This is a genomic window from Spiroplasma endosymbiont of Halictus nicosiae (genome assembly GCF_978018445.1).
On the sequence record NZ_OZ389573.1, the window covers coordinates 1,817,467 to 1,836,112 of the forward strand.

An 18,646-nucleotide genomic window follows, 5' to 3' on the forward strand; every position below is an offset into this window, starting at 1 on the left:
AAAACAACCAAAAATAACATAAAACAACCAAAAAAACCATTACTTTGTAACGGCTTTCTCAGTATAAGCTTCAATAACATCTTGCTCTTTTAAATCATTATAGTTTTTAATTGTTAACCCACATTCAGCCCCTGTTTTGGCTTCTTTAATATCATTTTTAACATGTTTTAATGATGCCAATTTACCACTATAGACAATAACTCCATCACGTAAAACTCGAACTCGTGATTTTCGTGGAATAATACCATCAGTAACATAACAACCAGCAATAGTTCCAATATCAGAATGACGGAAAATTTGACGTACTTCCGCTTGTCCTAACACTTCTTCAACCATTTCTGGATCTAACATTCCTTCCGCTGCGGCAACTATTTCTTCAGTTAATTTATAAATAATTGTATGCAAACGAATTGCAACACCTTCATCTTCGGCTTTTTTCCGAACATGAGCTGTTGGACGAACATTAAAACCAACAATAAATGCTTGACTAGCTAAACCTAATGTTACATCACTTTCAGAAATTGCCCCAACAGTTGCTCGTAAAACATTAATTCTTACACCTGGAATATTAATTTTTAATAGACTTGCTTTTACCGCTTCAACTGTTCCTTGAGTATCAGCTTTTAAAATAATATTAATTTGTTTTAATTGTCCATCTTTAATTTGGGCTGATAAACTTTCTAACGAGAAATTTTGATTTTTATAACGTTTATTCATTGTATCAATTGTTTTTCGTTTTAAAGCAATTTCACGTGCTAATTTTTCATCTCGAAAAACCATAAAACGGTCACCAGCATTTGGTACTTCATTTAAACCATGAATCATAACTGGAGTTGATGGTCCTGCTGATTTAATTTTTTTACCACTCTCATCAGATAAATCACGAACATAACCAAAAGTATAACCAACAACTAAGGCATCTTTAATATTCAATGTTCCTGATTGCACCAATAGTGTTGCAACTGGTCCTAAGCCACGATTTAAGTGTGATTCAAGCACTGTTCCTAACGCAAAACGATTTGGATTTGCTTTTAATTCCATTAAATCAGCCATTAATAAAATTGTATCTAATAATTCATCAATTCCTTGTTTTTGTTTAGCACTTCCTTTAACATAAGGAGTTGTTCCTCCTCACTCTTCTGGAGTTAATTCTTCTTGTGATAATTGCATTAAAATATTATCTAAATTTACTCCAACTTTATCCATTTTATTAACAAAAACAATAATTGGTACGCCAGCTGCTTTGGCATGATCAATGGCTTCTTTAGTTTGCAACATTACACCATCATCAGCGGCAACAACTAGGACAACAATATCTGTTACTGCACTCCCTCGTGCGCGCATTTGTGTAAAAGCTTCATGTCCAGGAGTATCAACAAAGGTAATCTTTTCACCATGTTTCGTTTTAATTTGATAAGCCCCAATATGTTGTGTAATTCCCCCATGTTCTGTACTTACCACATTAGTATTACGAATGGTATCTAATAGAGTTGTTTTCCCATGATCAACATGGCCCATAATTGTGACAATTGGTGGTCGTTTTTCTAACGAAGCAGGGTCATCATTAACTTCAAAACTTTCAATTAAGTTTTCATGTGTTACTGATTTTTCACGTTTAAAATCTAACCCGAATTCTAAACATAACTCTCCCAATTGATCTTCAGTTAAAAAAGTATTTTGATTTAACATTATCCCCTTACTAAAAAAGTATTTAATAATTTCACTAACGGGTTTATTAATTTTTTGGGCAAACTCAGCAATAGTTAATTCCTCATCATAAACAAAAACTCCTTCGGTAACATGTGCTTCGACCCTTTTTAATTGTGATTGAATCCGATTTCGTTGCTTTTTAGCTAATGTTTTTTTATTTTGTTTGTTATTTTGACTACTCATCTGTTCCTCCTCCTTTTTGAATTTTAAGAATTATTTAATAATGTCAGCAACCGTTGGGCAAGATGTTGGTCACTAATACCAATCATTTTAACATTATTTGTTCCTAAAGCTTGTTGGGTTAAATTGAAATCAAGGCAATTAAAATAAGGGATCTTATAATAAAAACATTTTTGTTGATATTTTTTTGCTTGCGTAGCACCAACATCACTGCTTGTTAATACTAAATAAACAGTTTTTTGTTGAATGGCAGTTAACAAACAAGCCCCTCTGATTAGTTTACCCCCTCGTTTGGCTAGACCAAGATAACTATATCCTTTTTGATCTATCATCGTTAATCTCAACCTTCGCTAATTTCACAATATAACATTTCGTAAAATTGATCGGTTAACTTTGTTTTTAAAGCACGTTCTAACGCGTGACTCTTTTTTGCTTTTTCATAAATCTCTAATGTTGGTCGTAAATAAGCACCGTGTCCATTGGCCTTTCCGGTTGGATCAATAATAATTTCCCCGTTTGATGTCTTAACAATTCGTACCAATTCTTTTTTTGGTAACATTTGTTGTGAAACAACACATTTTCGTAAGGGAATTTTTTTATGATTTGTCATCGATATCCCTCCTAGTTAATTACTTATCTTGATCATAATAATTATCATAGTCGTTATAATTAATTTCATCGTCATCATCATCTTGATTTTCAAATTGTTCACTCTCAAAATAAGAAAGATTGTCTTCAATTTCTTGAATTTCATTTTCTAATACTTTAGGAGTTGATTCTGTTAAATCATCAACATGATAATTTTCTTCATCTAAAATCATTGTTTCTTCAGCCATTTGTTCTTCAATAATTTCAAATTCTTCAACTGGTAAACTGGCTGTTATATCAACAGTATTTGTTTCAACATTGGCTTTTGGTTTAATTTTATCTTTTAATTTAACTTGTAACGCACTAAGTTCATCAGTTGTTAAATTTCCATTTCATAAAATTTCAACTTGTTTCGTTAACGCTTCACTATAACTCATAATATTTAGTTTTCATTTTGTTAACTTTGCAACTAATTTTGCGGCACTTCCGCCTTTTCCAATTGCTAATGATAATTGCTCATCAGGAACAACAACGTCAGCTTCTTTTCCTTCATCATTAGTTGTAATTGAAATTACTTTTACGGGGGATAATGAGTTAATAATAAATTGTTGACTATTATCATTATAAATACAAATATCAATTTTTTCATCTTGTAATTCAGCTGTTACTTTATTAATTCGACTGCCCTTGCTACCAACACAAGCACCAATTGGATCAATATTTTCATTTGTACTATAAACAGCAATCTTACTACGACGCCCAGGATCACGAGCAATTGCTTTTACTTCAATTACTTGCTCAAAAATTTCTGGAATCTCACGTTCTAATAAACGATATAAAAAATCATTGCTTGTTCGTGAACCAGTAATTTGTCCTGCATTTTTTGATTTAACAACATCTTCTGCTAAAAAAGTAATTGGTTGGCCAACTTCAAAATGGTCAGAAAAGATCAAATTTTTTCGAGGAATATAAGCAAATGTTCGTTCGACTTCAACTAATAAGTATTTTTCTTCAGCAGCAATAACAACACCTGTCATTAAGTGCCCTTTTTGGATAATATATTCATCAAAAATTGAATCCTTTTCTGCTTCTTTAATTTGTTGTTTAATAATTTGGCCAACTTGGAAAATTGCTAATCGTGAAAATTCTTCTGAATTAACTGATTCATAAACTTTATTATCAATTGTAATTTGCTCACCATATTTTTCTTTGGCTTCATTTAGACCAATTTCTAATAAATCATCTTCTACTTTTTTAACAACAGTTAATTCTTTTTCAACTTTAATTTGTCCTGTTTTTTGATCAATCTCAACAATAATTGTTGCTTCTGGATCAAAATGTTTTTCATAAGCCTTCCTAATTCCTTCTTTAATTGAATCTAAAATTAAATCACGGCTAATTTGTTTTTCACTAACAATTTCATCAATTGTTGCCAATAATTTTGCACCATCAATCATGCTATATAACATTCCTTTCTTAAAATTTAACCGCACAACGCGCAAATTTAATATTTTGATAATTTGTTTGTAAGGTTTTGCGAGCACCTTTAACAAAATAAGTAATAGTAAGATTTTGTTGCTGATCAACCATTGATAATTCACCAGTAACTTCAACTAAATTATTGACTTTTTCGTTAAATTCTAAATAAACATACTCCTTAACATGTTGTTGTAGTTCATTTCAATTTCGTAATGGTCGCTCAGCACCTGTTGTTGAAACCTCTAACAAGTATTCTTCTGAAAATAAATCAAGACTATCAACCAATTCATTAATTTCTTCACTAATAACTGTTAGGTGATCTAAATCAAGCACAGTTGTTTTATCTTCAATTAACACTTGTACAACATTTGTGTCAAACTCTTGTAAATAATTAATTGCAAACAAAGTTAAATTTTGCTTTGCTAAATAATTTTCCAAAGCTGCTTTCAATTTTGTTTCTTGTTGTATAAAATGTTCCATTCAACACCATCCTTTCTTAATCAAACATAACTAAATTTATGGCATTAAAGAAAGAGCACAATTGTGCTCTTTCTTGACCTATTTTAATTACTTTATTATTATAATACCTTATTAATAAAAATGCAACAAAATTAAGAAGATAAATTAGGAAAGGTAGAATAAAAATAAAGTGTTACATCATATTTTCAGTTCTTTTCTAAGATATCTTGCCCCTATATAAACGACTTGTATTTGTTATAATAAACTTAAGAGAAAGTTATGATTTTTCACTTTACTAACACAATAATTTTTAAAAATAATGCTAAATTCAAAAGGAAAGGAAAGTTAATAATGAAAAGAATATTAATTATTTTAATGTATAAACAACACACGAGGAGTTCAAGTTGCAGGTTGTTTACTAGGGCGTCAATTTTGATTAAAAAATGGGGTAATTTTTAGAATGCTATGATTTCCACCAGTTATAACTGGTTGTTGAAATCAATAAGATTTTGATGATTATTAATAAAAATAACTTTAAAAATAGTTTATTATCGCGTCTAATTACAACAATATTAATAATTTTATTTTTTTCACTTTTAATTCATTATAGTTGAAAGATTAATTGGCATTGATTTATTATTAACATTTTAATATTAATAAGTATCAGTGTAATTGTTAATGTTATGGATTGATATTTACAACTATATATAATTAAAAATGATAAACAAAAATTTTTATTTAAAATAATGAAAAACCGTACCTATTCCCAAAATTTTAGTTCATTGACAGAACAAACTAGTATTGTAGTTAATTTAAAAAGAGAGTGAATTTATTATTGTTCAGTTTTAAGTGTTTATTTTATTCTTATTATGCCTTTATTATTAATATCATTAAATCATTTATCTTTAATTACTAAACTAATGTTAATGATTCTTATTTTTATTTTCTATTTATTATTAAATTTATACAAAGTAAGTTATAATAATCAACACATTATCTTAAAATATAATGAAGAATTAAACAGGAAACAAGTAAAAATTTTATTAAAAGGCGTCCTGTACGATGAACCGGCAAAAAACAACTCTTGTGAGATTGTTTTTTTTATTTTTATATTAAAAAACATAAATTTATTTGCATTATTCATCGGATAGTATCTTTAAATTTAGAACTTTTATTATAAAAAAACAGATTAAATTCTGTTTTTCCTCCACAAAATAAACGATATTTTTATAAATCCTTTCAATAAAGGTATTATCCGATGAATAATGCGGCACTTAAAATTTAATATTTTGATGCTTAAAGATGGATAACTCATCTATGGCACAAAGCCTCAAAGAAAGTGTGAAAGCGATTGGATTTACTACTACTATTTATTTCTTTAATTCTCGGCAAGATTAATCACTCGCGAAATGTCAGAGCATGTGTTTTTTGGCTTGTTTTCATAAAAAGAGTGTTGTTAAACCCAAAAACTATATCGGACACTAAAAAACAAGAGGGTTGGAACTCCAAAAGGTTATTTTCTTTATATAAAGTTGTGTAGGGATGGATCAAGCGTAATTAATAACTGGGTAAACTGTTTTTTGTTTATTTCCGTATGGGGGTAAACTCTATCAAAATATCCTATCCGCCCCCGCCCACCTTCAAAGTGGAGCCGGCGGCGAAGTAATTAAATATTAAAATAAATTATTTACTAAATATCAAAATATTAACCAATAAAGGAATATTATATTTTTTTACAGAAAGAAAAATATTTGATGAAAAAATGAAATAAAAAAATTAAAAATAAATTACAAAAATTAATGATACAAGCTTATCTGGTAACAGTAAATGATATTAATGATGAAATTTGAACAACAAATAAAAAGAATTAAGGAGTATAGATAAATGACAGAATATAAAAGTAAATATATTAATAAAACTTGAAATGAAATAACAACATCATTTGATTGAGTTAATTGTCAACCTATTAATTGTCGTATTTCACATCATAAAAAGCATTATGATTTGCAATGTTTAGAATGAGCCAAAATGTACTTAAATTTATTTAAAGACAAGTGAGATGTTATTGTTTCATATATGCAATATTATAAAATTAACGATATTTTAGATTTAGCATCCGATGGATGAAAAATATTACAAATTGACAAAAAAATAAAACAAATAAATTAAAATATATTATTGCAATTGACCTGCTGGAATTGGACAAACTTGTATTATTATTTATAATGTTTTGCAAAAGAAAATAATTAATAATATTACTTTTAATTCCAAAAATGAAAAAGAAGTAATAAATAATATGTATTTAATATTAAATGAGTTTAAAAATAAAATTTGTTCTTATTTAAATAAAGTTATTGTAATAATTGAAGATTATCAACTTCATAAGGGTTTAAAAATAAAAAATCCATTATCTACTCCTAAATTTATTGGTGGTTTAAAAGTTTTATGCAAATATCTATTTAATTTAAAATATATTTTACAATCACCAGTCATTAAGAAAAATTATATTTATAAAGGAAATATTAAAATGTCAGAACACGAACACGATGCTTGAAAACATTTACAGTATTTTTTAGCAAAAGGAGTAGAAAAAAATGGCACAAACAAAAAGTAATTTACCTAAAAAATCAATAACTAATAAACCTAAAATAAAAAATAAAAAAGTTAATAAGTTAGAATTAACTGTTAGATTACATGAAAATCCGATTAAAACTAAGATTAAGGCACTGGTTTCTGGTGGTTTTGAAGTTGATGCTTGTTCAGCTAAATGTCAGTGAGAAAGATTAAATTACTCAACATTATCAATATATAACCCATCTATTTTAACTGAGTTTTTGAAATTAAAAAAAGATGATGAGATAAAAATTAAAGGCTCAGTATTTAATCAGTTAAATATAAAAACTAAACGCTATTTTTTGTCTTTTAGAGTAGACAGTTTTGAAATTATACAAAAAGCGATTAGAAAAAGAACAAATACAAATATTAAAAAATAGGAGGAAAAACAATGGCATTAAAAAATGTAAAATATGTTCTTATTAATGAAAATAGTGAACCTATTAAAAATTAAGATGGTAGTTTAGATATTAAAACTGCTGAAATTATTTTAGAAAATACTGCTGAAGTTGAAGAATTTAATGCAATTAATTTAGAAAATAGTAATCAGCAAACCAACGAACTACAAACAAAAAATACTGAATTAACTTCACAAATTGAACAAGAAACAATTCAATTAAAGCAAATTGAAGTAATTGACTTTATTAATTCTTTAACTGATAATTAAGAATTTAAAAATGTTTTATTAAAGTCTTATTATATTACTGATGATATTGAAATCATTAAAACACAATTGCAAAGTGTTTATGATGAATTAATTAAGGTACAAACAGTTAATACTGGGGGCGTACCAAAAGTAGAAAACAAAGAAAACAATATTTTAGATACAGACAATGTATTTAATAAATAGAAAGAAGGAAGTAAATTATGGCACAAAACCCACAAAGAATTTTCGGAGATATTGCTAATCAAGCAACAAAACGAGATCAAGAAACATTTGAACAATGATATTTACAAACTTATCAACAAAAATTTAGTTGAGAAGCATTATTTGCATGAAAAGATGCAAGTAAATTTAGTTTATCATATAAAAGAAAGAAAAATATTAAATATAATGAAGGTTTTGGTAAAGATGAGAAAGTATTTAATACTGATGATAAATTATTAAATTATTCAGAAGTAGAATTTGATGATGGAATTGTTGAATTAGATACAATTTTAACTTTTGCTCGTAAATTAGACCCTGTAGAAAGTGATTTTGACCCTAATCTTTGGGCTGCTGATATTGAACAAGCAATGGATACTGAGGTTGCTTATAAACGTAATAAAATTTTAGAAATTATTAATAAAGGAGTAGTTACAACCATTCAAGGCCAAAAAGCAGATGATACTAATGTTTTACAAATTCACGATGAAATTATGAATAAAATATATGAAAATGGATTTACCCCTTCAGAAACAGTTGTTTTAGGTTCGGCTGATTTTATTCGTGGAATTCGTAATAAATTACAGTTACAACTTGGAGCAAATGACCAAATAAACAATGTAATTGAAACAAGCGGAGCAATGAAAACTGTTGAAGAAACAACATATTATATGGTTCCTAAAAAATTACCAATTATTAATAAAAATGGTACAGAAGGAACAATTACTCTTTTACCAGATGGTGTTAATGCAATTGCCTTTAAATTTAGTAAAAAATATGACCCTCTTATCTTACACAAAAAAGACCATACTCCATTAAGAGTTGGTGCAGCTGCATTGGGTGCTGGAATGGGTAATACTTTGATTATGGAAAGAGTTTTATATTTAGGTGGAGCACTGGTTGAACCAAAAGGAATTATTAAACATATTGTTTCAAAAATTGATATTAGTAAAATTAATAAAATAAATAAACCAAATATTCATGTTACAGACCCAACAAAAGCAAAAGCCGAACAGTTAAAACCACAATTTAAAGATGTTGTTTTAAAAGCAGTTAAAGCAGTAGATGTTTCTTTAACTGAAAATGATTTTGATTACTTTATTGAAAGTAAAAGTGAAGATTGACCAATTGATATTACAAATGATAAAACAGTTGCAGTGCAAATTGAAGATAAAAACAACGCTACTGGTCAAACAAATCCGATTGATGTTAAAATTAAAAATTCTTAATAGTACTAAAAAATAGTACTTTTTCGTTTGATAAATGATATGCCAATTGGAACATCTAAAACAGCCCTTATTTATGCTGTTAAAAAAATTCCAACTAGATTGTTAATCCAACAACAAGAAAAAAGTTTTGGTTTACAGTTATTAGAATTTTTAGGAATTCAAGTTTTAGCTCTTGGTTTATCAGTTTTAACTGGTGGTATTGCTTCGGCTGTTGGTCTTGGTGCGGGATTATCTAATTTTGCCGCAGCATTTATCTCGTTTGGAGTAGAAACAGCAACCGATTTTGCCGTAAATCAAATATATGATAAATTAACATCAGAAGTAACAGCAAAAAGTACCGCCTTAAATTTGTTACCAGCAATTGGGGGAATTGGCAAATTAACGCGTGCTGTTCGAACAACTAGAATTTTAAAATTAGCAAAAGAAACTAAACTACTTGAAAAATTAGGTTTAATAACTGCTAATAACTTAGAAGATGTTGTAAGGCAAGTTACAGGTAAAAAGATTTTATCTGATAAATTAATATTTGATTTTACAAAGCAGGCTAATAATGAAACTTTATTATATACAATTGGAAAATTAGCCCGAAATGATTTTTATAAAGGTTTTAAAGTTTCTAATTTAGAGACAATTAATAATTTATTAAAAATTGAAAAAAATATTCAAAAAATAAGTCCTACATTAGTTCAAAAAATACCACGCATAAATGAAATAAATGCTAATAAATGATTGTCTGAATATGGATTAAATATTGATAAAATAAGTAAAATTAATACTAATGAATTATATAACATTATGACTAATCTTCATAAAAAAGGTGTTGGTAAAAATCTACTATTAAATGCTAATTTAATGAGGAACAGTAAAATATATAATAATAAATTATTAAATATTTTTCATCAAACACCAATTAAATTAAATAAAATTTTAAATCATTTAAACCCAAATTTTTATATTCAAAAAGTAACTAAAAAATTATTAGCCCCAATTGAAAAACAAATAATTACTATTAAACAAAAAGTAATTAGTAAAATTACTGATAAAACTAAAAAAATATTATCTAAATTTGAAACTAAGGCTATTAAAAAAGGTCAATTATTACCTTTTGCTTATGGTTCTGATTTTTTTTAGCAGTTAAAATTGTTCCTTTATCAGTTGCGGGCGAAGTTGCTTTAACAATATATTATAAAAATCCTAAATATGTCCCTATTGTCGTTATGACAACTTTAATCAAAGCAGAACAGTTTGTTTTGGCTCCTGAACGGTTTAAATTCTATATGAACAGTGAGTGGTTTATTTGTTGGGGATTTAAAAAAACAAGTTTGTTTAATTTAGTTTCTTTTGCCCCACTTGTTTATCAGCAAGTAGTAAAAGATAGTTTTAAAATATATCGGACAATTGCTAAGATATTAAAAATGCAAGAACAATTTAAAAATAACTTTAATAAAGATAAATTGTTAAATACGCTAGAAGATAGTGTGGTTACTAGTTTGTTAGGTAATGGACTAGTATTTCAAGCATATAAACAACTCAGAACAAAACAAGATTTAAACAAAACAATTAAAACAAAAACATTACTAAATAGTAAAAAATTTATATTAAAGAAAATATATTCTAAAAAAGTAAATGATAAGGAGATGATTAAATGTTAAATGAATTATGACAAAATATTACTTTGGAAAATTATAATAATTTTATTCCAATGACAGGTAAAATTACACAAGTTCCAGTTCGTTATAATAAGTTTTTAAAAGGTGATGTAGAATTATGATTTAAAACATTTGCTTTAAGAGCCCAAAATATGATTAATTCTTACTTAAACTATCCATTTTCAAAACTAAAGTTTGAAACATTTAAAGATCCATTATTAAAGAAAATTTGTATTAATATGGTGTTTATTACGATTGAGCATTAAACATTTAACCGCATTCCAATTGAATTTTTTACTTCGGCAAATATGAGTGTTGGTGATATTAATTATTCATCGCAAAATGACCCTATGATTACTTGACAAGGTCTATTGCCTATCTATGCAAAATCATTGGCTAATTTAACAACTTTAAAGAAAATGTTTCGTACTTTTCAAGAAGAAGGTATTGATTTAACAATGATTGATTTAGAAGCATATTATACTCAATTAGAAGTTGATGCTTTAATAGAAAAAGAAAAAACTAAGATTGACAATAAAACTATTGTTAAAAATAACAATAATGAAATAAATATTCCCTTTGATAATGATACTATTTATGAAAAAATGGTGTCTGAAAAACAAAACAAAGTGGCGGTAGTGATATTAAAATTGATAATAAAACAATTATTAAAAATACTGCTTATGAATTAATGGTTTCAGATTTAAAACAAAATAAAATAACTTTATTACCTAATAGTAGTGGTCGTGTTAATGCTGATTTTAATGCTGAAAACGGGGAATTAAGAATTTGAGACCCTAGTTTTGAAGGTGGTAAAAATACTGCTGATTATATGATTATTGATAGTACAGTTGCGGGAATTGAAAGTACTGATTATACATTTGGTACTACTAAATATTTAGATAAATTTTATTTACAGAAAAAAAATTTACCTAAAATATCAAATGATTGAAAAGTTGTTGATACTAGTGATTTTGTTCAAGATTCTAAAGGATATAAAATTAAAAATTTTAATAAGTCAGAATATTATTATCGTTTATGGTGTTATACAACGCTTGAGATAGAACTATATATAATTACGCATATAAACTTTAAAGGTCAATTAGCAAGTGGAATATCATATGGAAATAATCCAAGTCGTTGAATTACCATTCAATTATTTTCCGACGGTGAGTTTAAATTATCATCAATATCAAATAGTGTTGAAATTAAAGGATTGTATATTGAAAGAAAAAAAGTAAGTTAGGAAGGAGATGGTATTATGCCAAAAGTAACTATTAAAGATATGATTATGTTTTTGAAAATCTTTGGAGTTTCATCATTGTTTTTTATTGCCGGAATTATTATTTGTTTTATCGGAGAAAAAACATTGGATATTTCTTGACCAGCATATGTTATTGTTTCAGCAATGCTTATTGGAGCAGGAATTATAGTTTTAATTATTGAAACTATTAGATTTATCAAAACTCATAACAAACAACAAAAACAAGATAGTATTGAAGATGTTATTAAAAAAGAAGATAAAAAATAAAGAGGTGATATAAATGGGATTGTTATTAGCAAAAAAGAAATTAAAAAAAGAATATGATATTGATAGTTATTATCTTAATTTAGCATCAACGATTACTAATCGTAAAAATGTTACTGTTCAAAAACATAATGAGATTTTAGAAAAAAGAATTTGTGAAGATAATGCTAATTTTTTAAATCCGCGAGATTTAGAAATTAGCATTTATAATCCACTTACTAATCAAAAAATAGATACTAAATTAATTAATAGCTTTTAAAAAATGCAGGACTTTACCAATAAGAATTGATATAACGAATATAAAATTAATAAGAAGGGTAACGGTGCATATTTTATTTTTGCTAATAATTCAAAACTTAATTTTATTACTATTGATTTTTACAATGACCAGTATGATGAATTAGGTAATTTAGTATCTTGCACTTTTGATTATGACCCTTATATTAAAAATGACCAGAGTATTTTTATTACTGAAAAATTAGAGATTGATGCTGTAACTAAACAAGTTAAAGTTATTAGAAAGTTAAAAACACGATTATATAGTACTATTACCGATTTATATATTGATGATGTTAAATGAAATAACTATACAACTTTACAAAGAGAAGAAATATTACCACTTAATTTTATTCCAATTCAAATTATTCCTAATAACCCTAATTTTGAGCCTTCTGCTCGTTATGGTAAACAATTTGCTAGTATTTTAGATATTATTGCTCAAAAGATAATGTTAGATCCATTATTAAATAGTGGTAAATTTACTATTAATACTAATGGAGTTACTGGTGTGGTTGACCAAGAAATTAGTAAAATGCTGGCATCATTTATTGAAAATGACTTGTTATTAGTTGAAGGAGACCCTGATAGTAATTTTCAACCAGTAGACTATATTGCTGGTAATTTTAAAGGTGAGCAATTAACTAAAATATATGATTGATTATTAACAAATTACTATAAAATAAATCGACATCATGTTCCCGCCATTGCTAAGGGAGCACAACAAACTCAGGCAGAAGTTGCTGGTGTAAATATTCAAACAAACGCATCATACGAACAAATGATATATATTGTTGATGTTCGCTTACCAGTAAATGCTGCTTTAAACAGACAATTAAAAAACAACGAAACTATTATCAATATTCATAATGAAGAAGGAGAACAAGAATAATGTTAAAACCATCTGAAAAAATGTTAGCACAATTAGCAGAAAAAGATGAACCAATTGACTATTCAATTGATAGTATTCCGTTAGATTTTGCTAGTCAATCGCAGTACAGCGACCCCGATTTAGAACAATTATTTACAGAAGCCCGTGCAAGAACCTTATATATTTATAAAATTAATAATCTTGTTAAGACAAAACAAAAAGCAACCTTAAACTATTCTCAAAATAGCGTTAAAATAGGTTTTATTGACAAAGATGAATATATTAAAATAACTGGTTATGAAATTAGTGATTTTAATTTTAAATTACAAATTCAACAAAACACCACAGTCCAAGATAATAGCACAAGTTATGTAATGATTGATGAAAAAGATATTTTAATCAATGATATTTCAAAACAAGATAAAGAATTTTTAGAATCCTATGACTTAAAAATAGTTTCTATTAATGAACCAATTACCGAAAACAATAAAAATGAATGTTATATTATTGAAGAATATAAGCGTCCTTATTCACCTGAAGGCATTGATATTATTAAATCTACCCACTTAGTTAAAATAACTGATTTTAAGTGAAAAAATCAGAATAGTATTCATTTAGTTTTACAAAAATCATTGCCAGAAGATACAGTATTTACTGGCATTGAAATTAAATACCCTAAATCAATGTTATTTGGAAATATTAAGTGTTGAGGCAATATCAATGGTGTTTATTCTTATCCACAATCAATTATTCAAAATGCTAACTTAGTACCCTTACTATCAATGCCAATTGAAACAAAACCTAATGTACGAATATTTCAATATTGATTTACCGAAAGTTTTTTACCGTGGTTTATTGCAAAAATATATATTCAACCAGATGATATTTTAAGTTTAATAAAAAATAATGGTTTAGAAAAAGTTTTATTAAATTATTTAACATATCGATATAATTATGATAGAAAATTTCAAGGGGCAAAATACGATAAAAAAGGTAATCCTACAAATATAGTAAATATGCAATTAATAAAGGCTATAATGATGATGTTAAATTATTTGCCCCTTATTATTTTGAATTAATATTTAATCCAAGAGAGGTAGAAACTGGATATTGAGAATTTGAACATTGTAAAGTTAAATTAAATTCATCATATTTTAATTTTAGTGGTGGCTCTACTCCACCAACATCAATAAATTATTTAGAAGAAGTTAATGCAACGGAAAAACCATTTAACAAAATTGATGATAAATATTATTTTGTTGTGTGGCATGGTAATGTAAATGATGATTGAAAAATTATTAAATTTAAATATGATAAGTATGAAAAAAATAAAGTACTTGATAAGTATAATAATTATGAACTTCAATTATTTCAAACCGGAAAAGCAGGACAAGGTTATTGAAAAAGTATTTGTTTAGTTGATAATAATGGAATATCCAAATATTTTGCGTGAAGTTTTTATCCTATTATTTTAAATCAGTTTATCGTTGAAATAATGATATTGAGCCAAATCTACCTTTTATTTCACCTAAAACTGGGCAAATTACAGATTGAAATTTAAAGCAACAAGTTAATATTAATAACAACAAAAATAATGAAATTAAAGTAAATGTTAAAAATAATGATATTTCAGAAAACCCCATTTATCAATTAGAAGCAAATTATTTTAATTGATTATCAATAACAAATAAATTAGAAACAAATAGTATTCCTTCTCTTATTCCTGCTGAAATTAAATTATCAGATGGAGAATATGGCAAATATTTAACTAATTTAATTGTTTCTAACTACAAAATAGAAGAATATTTAAACTATTTTTCACAACGATATAGATTAATTTATTCTAAGGCGGTTTGGACAAGTATGACTAAAAATTTAGTTGAAAATAGTATTAAAATAACTTATGATGTTAAACTATTTATTTTAAATCAAATTGAAATATCTGGGATATGGGATTATGGAAATTATGATATTACAATTTTTACTGAAAAAGAACAAATTAATATTAATAATTTACAATTATTTAATAAAAATAATGAAAAAATTTCATTAATTACATTAGAAATATAAAAAGTCATTTTAATAAATGACTTTTTATATTTTTTTATTCTCTTTTAACTTTTATTTGTCCGGTTTTTGGATCAATAATTAGTGTGTTTGGTTTACTATCATTATTTCAACGATAAACTGATTTAAAATAATTAGGATAAAAACTTCACGCAAAATATTTGGATATTCCATTATTATCAACTAAACAAATACTTTTTCAATAACCTTGTCCTGCTTTTCCGGTTTGAAATAATTGAAGTTCATAATTATTATACTTATCAAGTACTTTATTTTTTTCATACTTATCATATTTAAATTTAATAATTTTTCAATCATCATTTACATTACCATGCCACACAACAAAATATCATTTATTATCAATTTTGTTAAATGGTTTTTCTTGGGGCGCCATTCATTCTAAATTGTCTTTTATTTCTTGCTTATTTGTATTTATTTGATTTTCTTCTTTTAATTTTGCTAATTGTTCTTTTGTATATTCTTGTGTTGTATTACAAGCAACTAAACTTGTTTTACTTGTTCAAATTAAAGTGATTGAACTTAAAGGACTTAATATTTTTTTCATTTAATCACATTTAACAACTCTAATTGTTAAAGCTAATGAAATTAGCTACTGTTTGCAATGTTGTTTCCATATTACCAATTAAATGTTGTTGACATGAATATAATAGAGTATCTGGCGTTCTAAAATTTCTAAGACCTAAAGATCTTAAAATTGACTCTGCTATTACTGGGCCACAAGATAAAGATTCTGTTTGAGCAACAGTTGATACTGCTACTTCTAAGTTAATATCTAAAAGTTCGGAAACGTAAGTAATTTCATCTTCTCTTTTATTTCTATTTGAAGTTTCTAAATTATTTGAATCTGATTCCATTGTTTCTCTTAGATTGTTGTTATTATTTTCTTTTTGATAAGGCCTTGCAGCAATTGTTGTTGGGATTGCAGAGCTACTAATTGTTAATACACTTAATAAACTTAAAAGTTTTTTCATTATTTGTATTTTCCCTTTTTTATCTTGAAACTTTTTATCAAGATCTATTGACATTATATATATATATAAGCATTTTTAAATATGTTTTAGAAAGGAGATTGTTTAGAATGATTGTTATTATAATTATATTTTATTACTAATTTGGGCTCGCGGTTATTTTCATAAGTTTGTGAAAAATGCCTTAAAGTTTAAAAAAACTTTTGCCGCGCTTTTTAAAATACTTGGGAAAAATTCTAAGCGTTAAGCGAAGAATTTTATAAAGGTTCCCAAATTTGTTTGAAAGAACCTCAAAATCTTTTTTAACTTGTAAATTATTTTATCACAAAAATTTAAGAAAATCAACCGCTCGCCCAAAACCTAAAAAAATCTGCTATTTCAGATTTAATAAACATATAGATAAAAGTTAAGTGAAATATTCTTTAATTTTATTTCAATAGTATTAACATAAATATTTTAAATTCCCATTTTAAAATGATACGGATAAGAACCATAAAACAAAGCATCATATGGGTCATGGTACATTTTAATATCAGGTGTGTTTGTTTTGGTATCATTAAATCTTAGTTCACTAATACACTTATCTAAAAATGGGAAGTTATCCAACATGCCATATATTTTGCCTTGAACAAACATTTTTCTTATTCATGTCACACGATTGATTATACCTGCTTCTTTGTTAAGGGATGTCTGATGTTTTTTAGCTTTAAACATTTTAATTTTATAACCCAAATAAGGGTAAATATCTTCTTGTAATTTTTGCATAAAGTCGTGTGCATTAATATCATAATGAAATGTAGCATATTCAAAACCATCAAATTTATCAAATGTATTAATTATTCATTCCCCGTAATGTTTAACTATTTCATTTAAATTCATTGCGTTTTTTGGTGTAACAATATTTTCTTCAATTAAATATTTATCATATTCATTATTTTCATTAATTTTATAACCACTAAATAAAAACACCGTGTGGTCTTAACTACATTATAAAAATCTTGTAAATTATATTCTTTAATATATTTACGATAATTTCGTAAAACATAAATACTGGGGTCATTATCGTTATATTCAAAACCGTAGTATTCAAGTTCAAATAAATCGGGTCGTTCTTCTTTATTTGCTAAAACAATTTTTTTAGTAATATCAGGTATTTTATTTCAAACAGCACCCATAGTTAAACGCAAATTAAAAATACCCGAACCATTAAATGCTTGTTTGTTTTCTGAATATACCTGATTGTGTTCTTTTAAAATATTTTTAATTCTTTCATTTAAAGGTAAAAATGGTGTTACAAATTTTTTATAAAAAACATGGTATTTATCAAAAGGATTAAAAGTAAATTGATTAGAATATGTTTTATGAAAATATGTTGTTACTGTTATATATTTTTTTGTTATATTATCTCATTCTTGAAATGTCCAAGATAATTCTTTTATAGGAATAGGATTATCTAAATTATATTGTTTTTTACCATCATCATCAGTATATTTTTCATAAGATACTTTTAAACTTTTAGAACGAAACATTGAAACTCTTAAATTATTATATCTTTTATCTAGTTCTTTATCAGTTAATATTTCTTTTTCTTCAGCATGTATCATTTCGTCAGTTCATGCTGATATAATACCACTACCTTTACCAACTTTCCCCATAATTTTATTACCATTAGAATAACCCGCAAAAGCAATTCGAACACCACTAGGAAAAACAATTTCGCCACCTTCTTTAACATTTTTAGGTCAAACAATGCCATTTTCATTGTTGGGTCCTATATCAATCCCATATTTATCATATAGATAGTTACACACATTAATTGTATCGCCAAATGTAGTATCTTCGTGGGTGTTGGCGTATCTTCACAAAATATTAGATGAAGCATCAGTAAAATTACAAGCAAAAAATAATTTTTCTGCTAAATGATTTCATGTTTTATTAGTACCAGGACCCGCTGAAACAAACTTAAAAAAAGTTGGTGAAGTAAAATATCGGGCATAACTATCACCAACAAAGTCTTTAAATACTTCTTAATCAAAACCAAAATTATAGTCACTAAAATTCAAATCATATTTTTTATTTAAATATTTATAACTAGTAATCCGTTTTTTGTTGTTAACTTTACTAAATTGTTGCATATTTATTA

The 18,646-nt window shown here is 26.2% G+C and carries 24 protein-coding genes; 15 read left to right on the forward strand and 9 right to left on the reverse strand.

Features of this window, described 5'->3' with window-relative positions:
- Nucleotides 1-39 precede the first annotated feature (39 nt).
- Genes infB through ACZ91P_RS12340 form a run of 5 tightly spaced genes read right to left on the reverse strand, consistent with a single transcriptional unit; the run spans nucleotide 40 to nucleotide 4,437 of the window.
- Complete coding sequence (infB, locus tag ACZ91P_RS12320; protein WP_465156537.1) at nucleotides 40-1,893, reverse strand: translation initiation factor IF-2; 1,854 nt, start codon at nucleotides 1,891-1,893, stop codon at nucleotides 40-42.
- A 23-nt stretch (nucleotides 1,894-1,916) separates the two neighbouring features.
- Nucleotides 1,917-2,222 (reverse strand): L7Ae/L30e/S12e/Gadd45 family ribosomal protein, encoded by a 306-nt coding sequence (locus ACZ91P_RS12325; protein WP_465156539.1) that lies wholly within the window; start codon nucleotides 2,220-2,222, stop codon nucleotides 1,917-1,919.
- A gap of 2 nt (nucleotides 2,223-2,224) precedes the next feature.
- Nucleotides 2,225-2,500 carry an RNase P modulator RnpM gene (rnpM, locus tag ACZ91P_RS12330; protein WP_465156541.1) on the reverse strand — a complete coding sequence of 92 codons (276 nt, stop codon included), beginning with the start codon at nucleotides 2,498-2,500 and terminating at the stop codon, nucleotides 2,225-2,227.
- A 19-nt stretch (nucleotides 2,501-2,519) separates the two neighbouring features.
- A complete protein-coding gene (gene nusA / locus ACZ91P_RS12335; RefSeq protein WP_465156543.1) occupies nucleotides 2,520-3,935 on the reverse strand; it encodes a transcription termination factor NusA in 1,416 nt (471 codons plus the stop codon).
- A gap of 19 nt (nucleotides 3,936-3,954) precedes the next feature.
- Nucleotides 3,955-4,437: an LSm family protein gene (locus ACZ91P_RS12340; protein WP_465156545.1), complete on the reverse strand. Its 483-nt coding sequence runs from the start codon at nucleotides 4,435-4,437 to the stop codon at nucleotides 3,955-3,957.
- A 1,863-nt stretch (nucleotides 4,438-6,300) separates the two neighbouring features.
- Here ACZ91P_RS12340 and ACZ91P_RS12345 point away from each other — a divergent pair.
- The 14 genes from ACZ91P_RS12345 to ACZ91P_RS12410 all read left to right on the forward strand — a co-directional run bounded on the left by ACZ91P_RS12345 (nucleotide 6,301) and on the right by ACZ91P_RS12410 (nucleotide 15,517).
- Nucleotides 6,301-6,585 carry a hypothetical protein gene (locus ACZ91P_RS12345; RefSeq protein ID WP_338988664.1) on the forward strand — a complete coding sequence of 95 codons (285 nt, stop codon included), beginning with the start codon at nucleotides 6,301-6,303 and terminating at the stop codon, nucleotides 6,583-6,585.
- Nucleotides 6,586-6,646: 61 nt separating this feature from the next.
- A complete protein-coding gene (locus tag ACZ91P_RS12350; protein ID WP_465156547.1) occupies nucleotides 6,647-7,030 on the forward strand; it encodes a hypothetical protein in 384 nt (127 codons plus the stop codon).
- On the forward strand, nucleotides 7,011-7,409 hold the full coding sequence (locus ACZ91P_RS12355; protein ID WP_465156549.1) for a hypothetical protein: 399 nt from the start codon (nucleotides 7,011-7,013) through the stop codon (nucleotides 7,407-7,409). Before ACZ91P_RS12350 ends, ACZ91P_RS12355 begins: the two co-directional genes overlap by 20 nt.
- A gap of 487 nt (nucleotides 7,410-7,896) precedes the next feature.
- Entirely contained in the window at nucleotides 7,897-9,123 is a 1,227-nt protein-coding gene (locus ACZ91P_RS12360) for a hypothetical protein (RefSeq protein WP_465156551.1), read from the forward strand.
- Nucleotides 9,124-9,162: 39 nt separating this feature from the next.
- Complete coding sequence (locus tag ACZ91P_RS12365; protein WP_465156553.1) at nucleotides 9,163-10,254, forward strand: hypothetical protein; 1,092 nt, start codon at nucleotides 9,163-9,165, stop codon at nucleotides 10,252-10,254.
- Nucleotides 10,255-10,340: 86 nt separating this feature from the next.
- A complete protein-coding gene (locus ACZ91P_RS12370; RefSeq protein ID WP_465156555.1) occupies nucleotides 10,341-10,775 on the forward strand; it encodes a hypothetical protein in 435 nt (144 codons plus the stop codon).
- The gene (locus ACZ91P_RS12375; RefSeq protein ID WP_465156557.1) at nucleotides 10,769-11,038 is read left to right on the forward strand and encodes a hypothetical protein; all 270 of its coding nucleotides are present in this window, start codon (nucleotides 10,769-10,771) and stop codon (nucleotides 11,036-11,038) included. The genes ACZ91P_RS12370 and ACZ91P_RS12375 overlap by 7 nt, the downstream gene beginning before the upstream one ends.
- Before the next feature lie 42 nt (nucleotides 11,039-11,080).
- Nucleotides 11,081-11,464, forward strand: coding sequence for a hypothetical protein (locus ACZ91P_RS12380; protein ID WP_465156559.1), 384 nt, complete (start codon nucleotides 11,081-11,083; stop codon nucleotides 11,462-11,464).
- Nucleotides 11,464-12,018, forward strand: a complete 555-nt coding sequence (locus ACZ91P_RS12385; protein WP_465156561.1) for a hypothetical protein — start codon at nucleotides 11,464-11,466, stop codon at nucleotides 12,016-12,018. Before ACZ91P_RS12380 ends, ACZ91P_RS12385 begins: the two co-directional genes overlap by 1 nt.
- A gap of 15 nt (nucleotides 12,019-12,033) precedes the next feature.
- Nucleotides 12,034-12,303 (forward strand): hypothetical protein, encoded by a 270-nt coding sequence (locus ACZ91P_RS12390; protein WP_465156563.1) that lies wholly within the window; start codon nucleotides 12,034-12,036, stop codon nucleotides 12,301-12,303.
- Nucleotides 12,304-12,316: 13 nt separating this feature from the next.
- Nucleotides 12,317-12,559, forward strand: coding sequence for a hypothetical protein (locus tag ACZ91P_RS12395; RefSeq protein ID WP_465156565.1), 243 nt, complete (start codon nucleotides 12,317-12,319; stop codon nucleotides 12,557-12,559).
- A gap of 3 nt (nucleotides 12,560-12,562) precedes the next feature.
- Nucleotides 12,563-13,468: a hypothetical protein gene (locus tag ACZ91P_RS12400; protein ID WP_465156567.1), complete on the forward strand. Its 906-nt coding sequence runs from the start codon at nucleotides 12,563-12,565 to the stop codon at nucleotides 13,466-13,468.
- Complete coding sequence (locus ACZ91P_RS12405) at nucleotides 13,468-14,526, forward strand: hypothetical protein (protein WP_465156569.1); 1,059 nt, start codon at nucleotides 13,468-13,470, stop codon at nucleotides 14,524-14,526. Before ACZ91P_RS12400 ends, ACZ91P_RS12405 begins: the two co-directional genes overlap by 1 nt.
- Before the next feature lie 370 nt (nucleotides 14,527-14,896).
- Nucleotides 14,897-15,517, forward strand: a complete 621-nt coding sequence (locus ACZ91P_RS12410; RefSeq protein ID WP_465156571.1) for a hypothetical protein — start codon at nucleotides 14,897-14,899, stop codon at nucleotides 15,515-15,517.
- A 34-nt stretch (nucleotides 15,518-15,551) separates the two neighbouring features.
- On the opposite strand, the gene ACZ91P_RS12415 is transcribed toward ACZ91P_RS12410, so the two are convergent.
- The 4 genes from ACZ91P_RS12415 to ACZ91P_RS12430 all read right to left on the reverse strand — a co-directional run bounded on the left by ACZ91P_RS12415 (nucleotide 15,552) and on the right by ACZ91P_RS12430 (nucleotide 18,368).
- Nucleotides 15,552-16,079: a hypothetical protein gene (locus ACZ91P_RS12415; protein ID WP_465156573.1), complete on the reverse strand. Its 528-nt coding sequence runs from the start codon at nucleotides 16,077-16,079 to the stop codon at nucleotides 15,552-15,554.
- Between the two features lie 19 nt (nucleotides 16,080-16,098).
- Nucleotides 16,099-16,506: a hypothetical protein gene (locus ACZ91P_RS12420; protein WP_465156575.1), complete on the reverse strand. Its 408-nt coding sequence runs from the start codon at nucleotides 16,504-16,506 to the stop codon at nucleotides 16,099-16,101.
- Nucleotides 16,507-16,959: 453 nt separating this feature from the next.
- The gene (locus ACZ91P_RS12425) at nucleotides 16,960-17,472 is read right to left on the reverse strand and encodes a hypothetical protein (RefSeq protein ID WP_465156577.1); all 513 of its coding nucleotides are present in this window, start codon (nucleotides 17,470-17,472) and stop codon (nucleotides 16,960-16,962) included.
- Nucleotides 17,415-18,368: a hypothetical protein gene (locus ACZ91P_RS12430; RefSeq protein WP_465156579.1), complete on the reverse strand. Its 954-nt coding sequence runs from the start codon at nucleotides 18,366-18,368 to the stop codon at nucleotides 17,415-17,417. Before ACZ91P_RS12430 ends, ACZ91P_RS12425 begins: the two co-directional genes overlap by 58 nt.
- Here ACZ91P_RS12430 and ACZ91P_RS12435 point away from each other — a divergent pair.
- Nucleotides 18,349-18,501 (forward strand): hypothetical protein, encoded by a 153-nt coding sequence (locus ACZ91P_RS12435; RefSeq protein ID WP_465156580.1) that lies wholly within the window; start codon nucleotides 18,349-18,351, stop codon nucleotides 18,499-18,501. The genes ACZ91P_RS12430 and ACZ91P_RS12435 overlap by 20 nt on opposite strands.
- Nucleotides 18,502-18,646 lie beyond the last annotated feature (145 nt).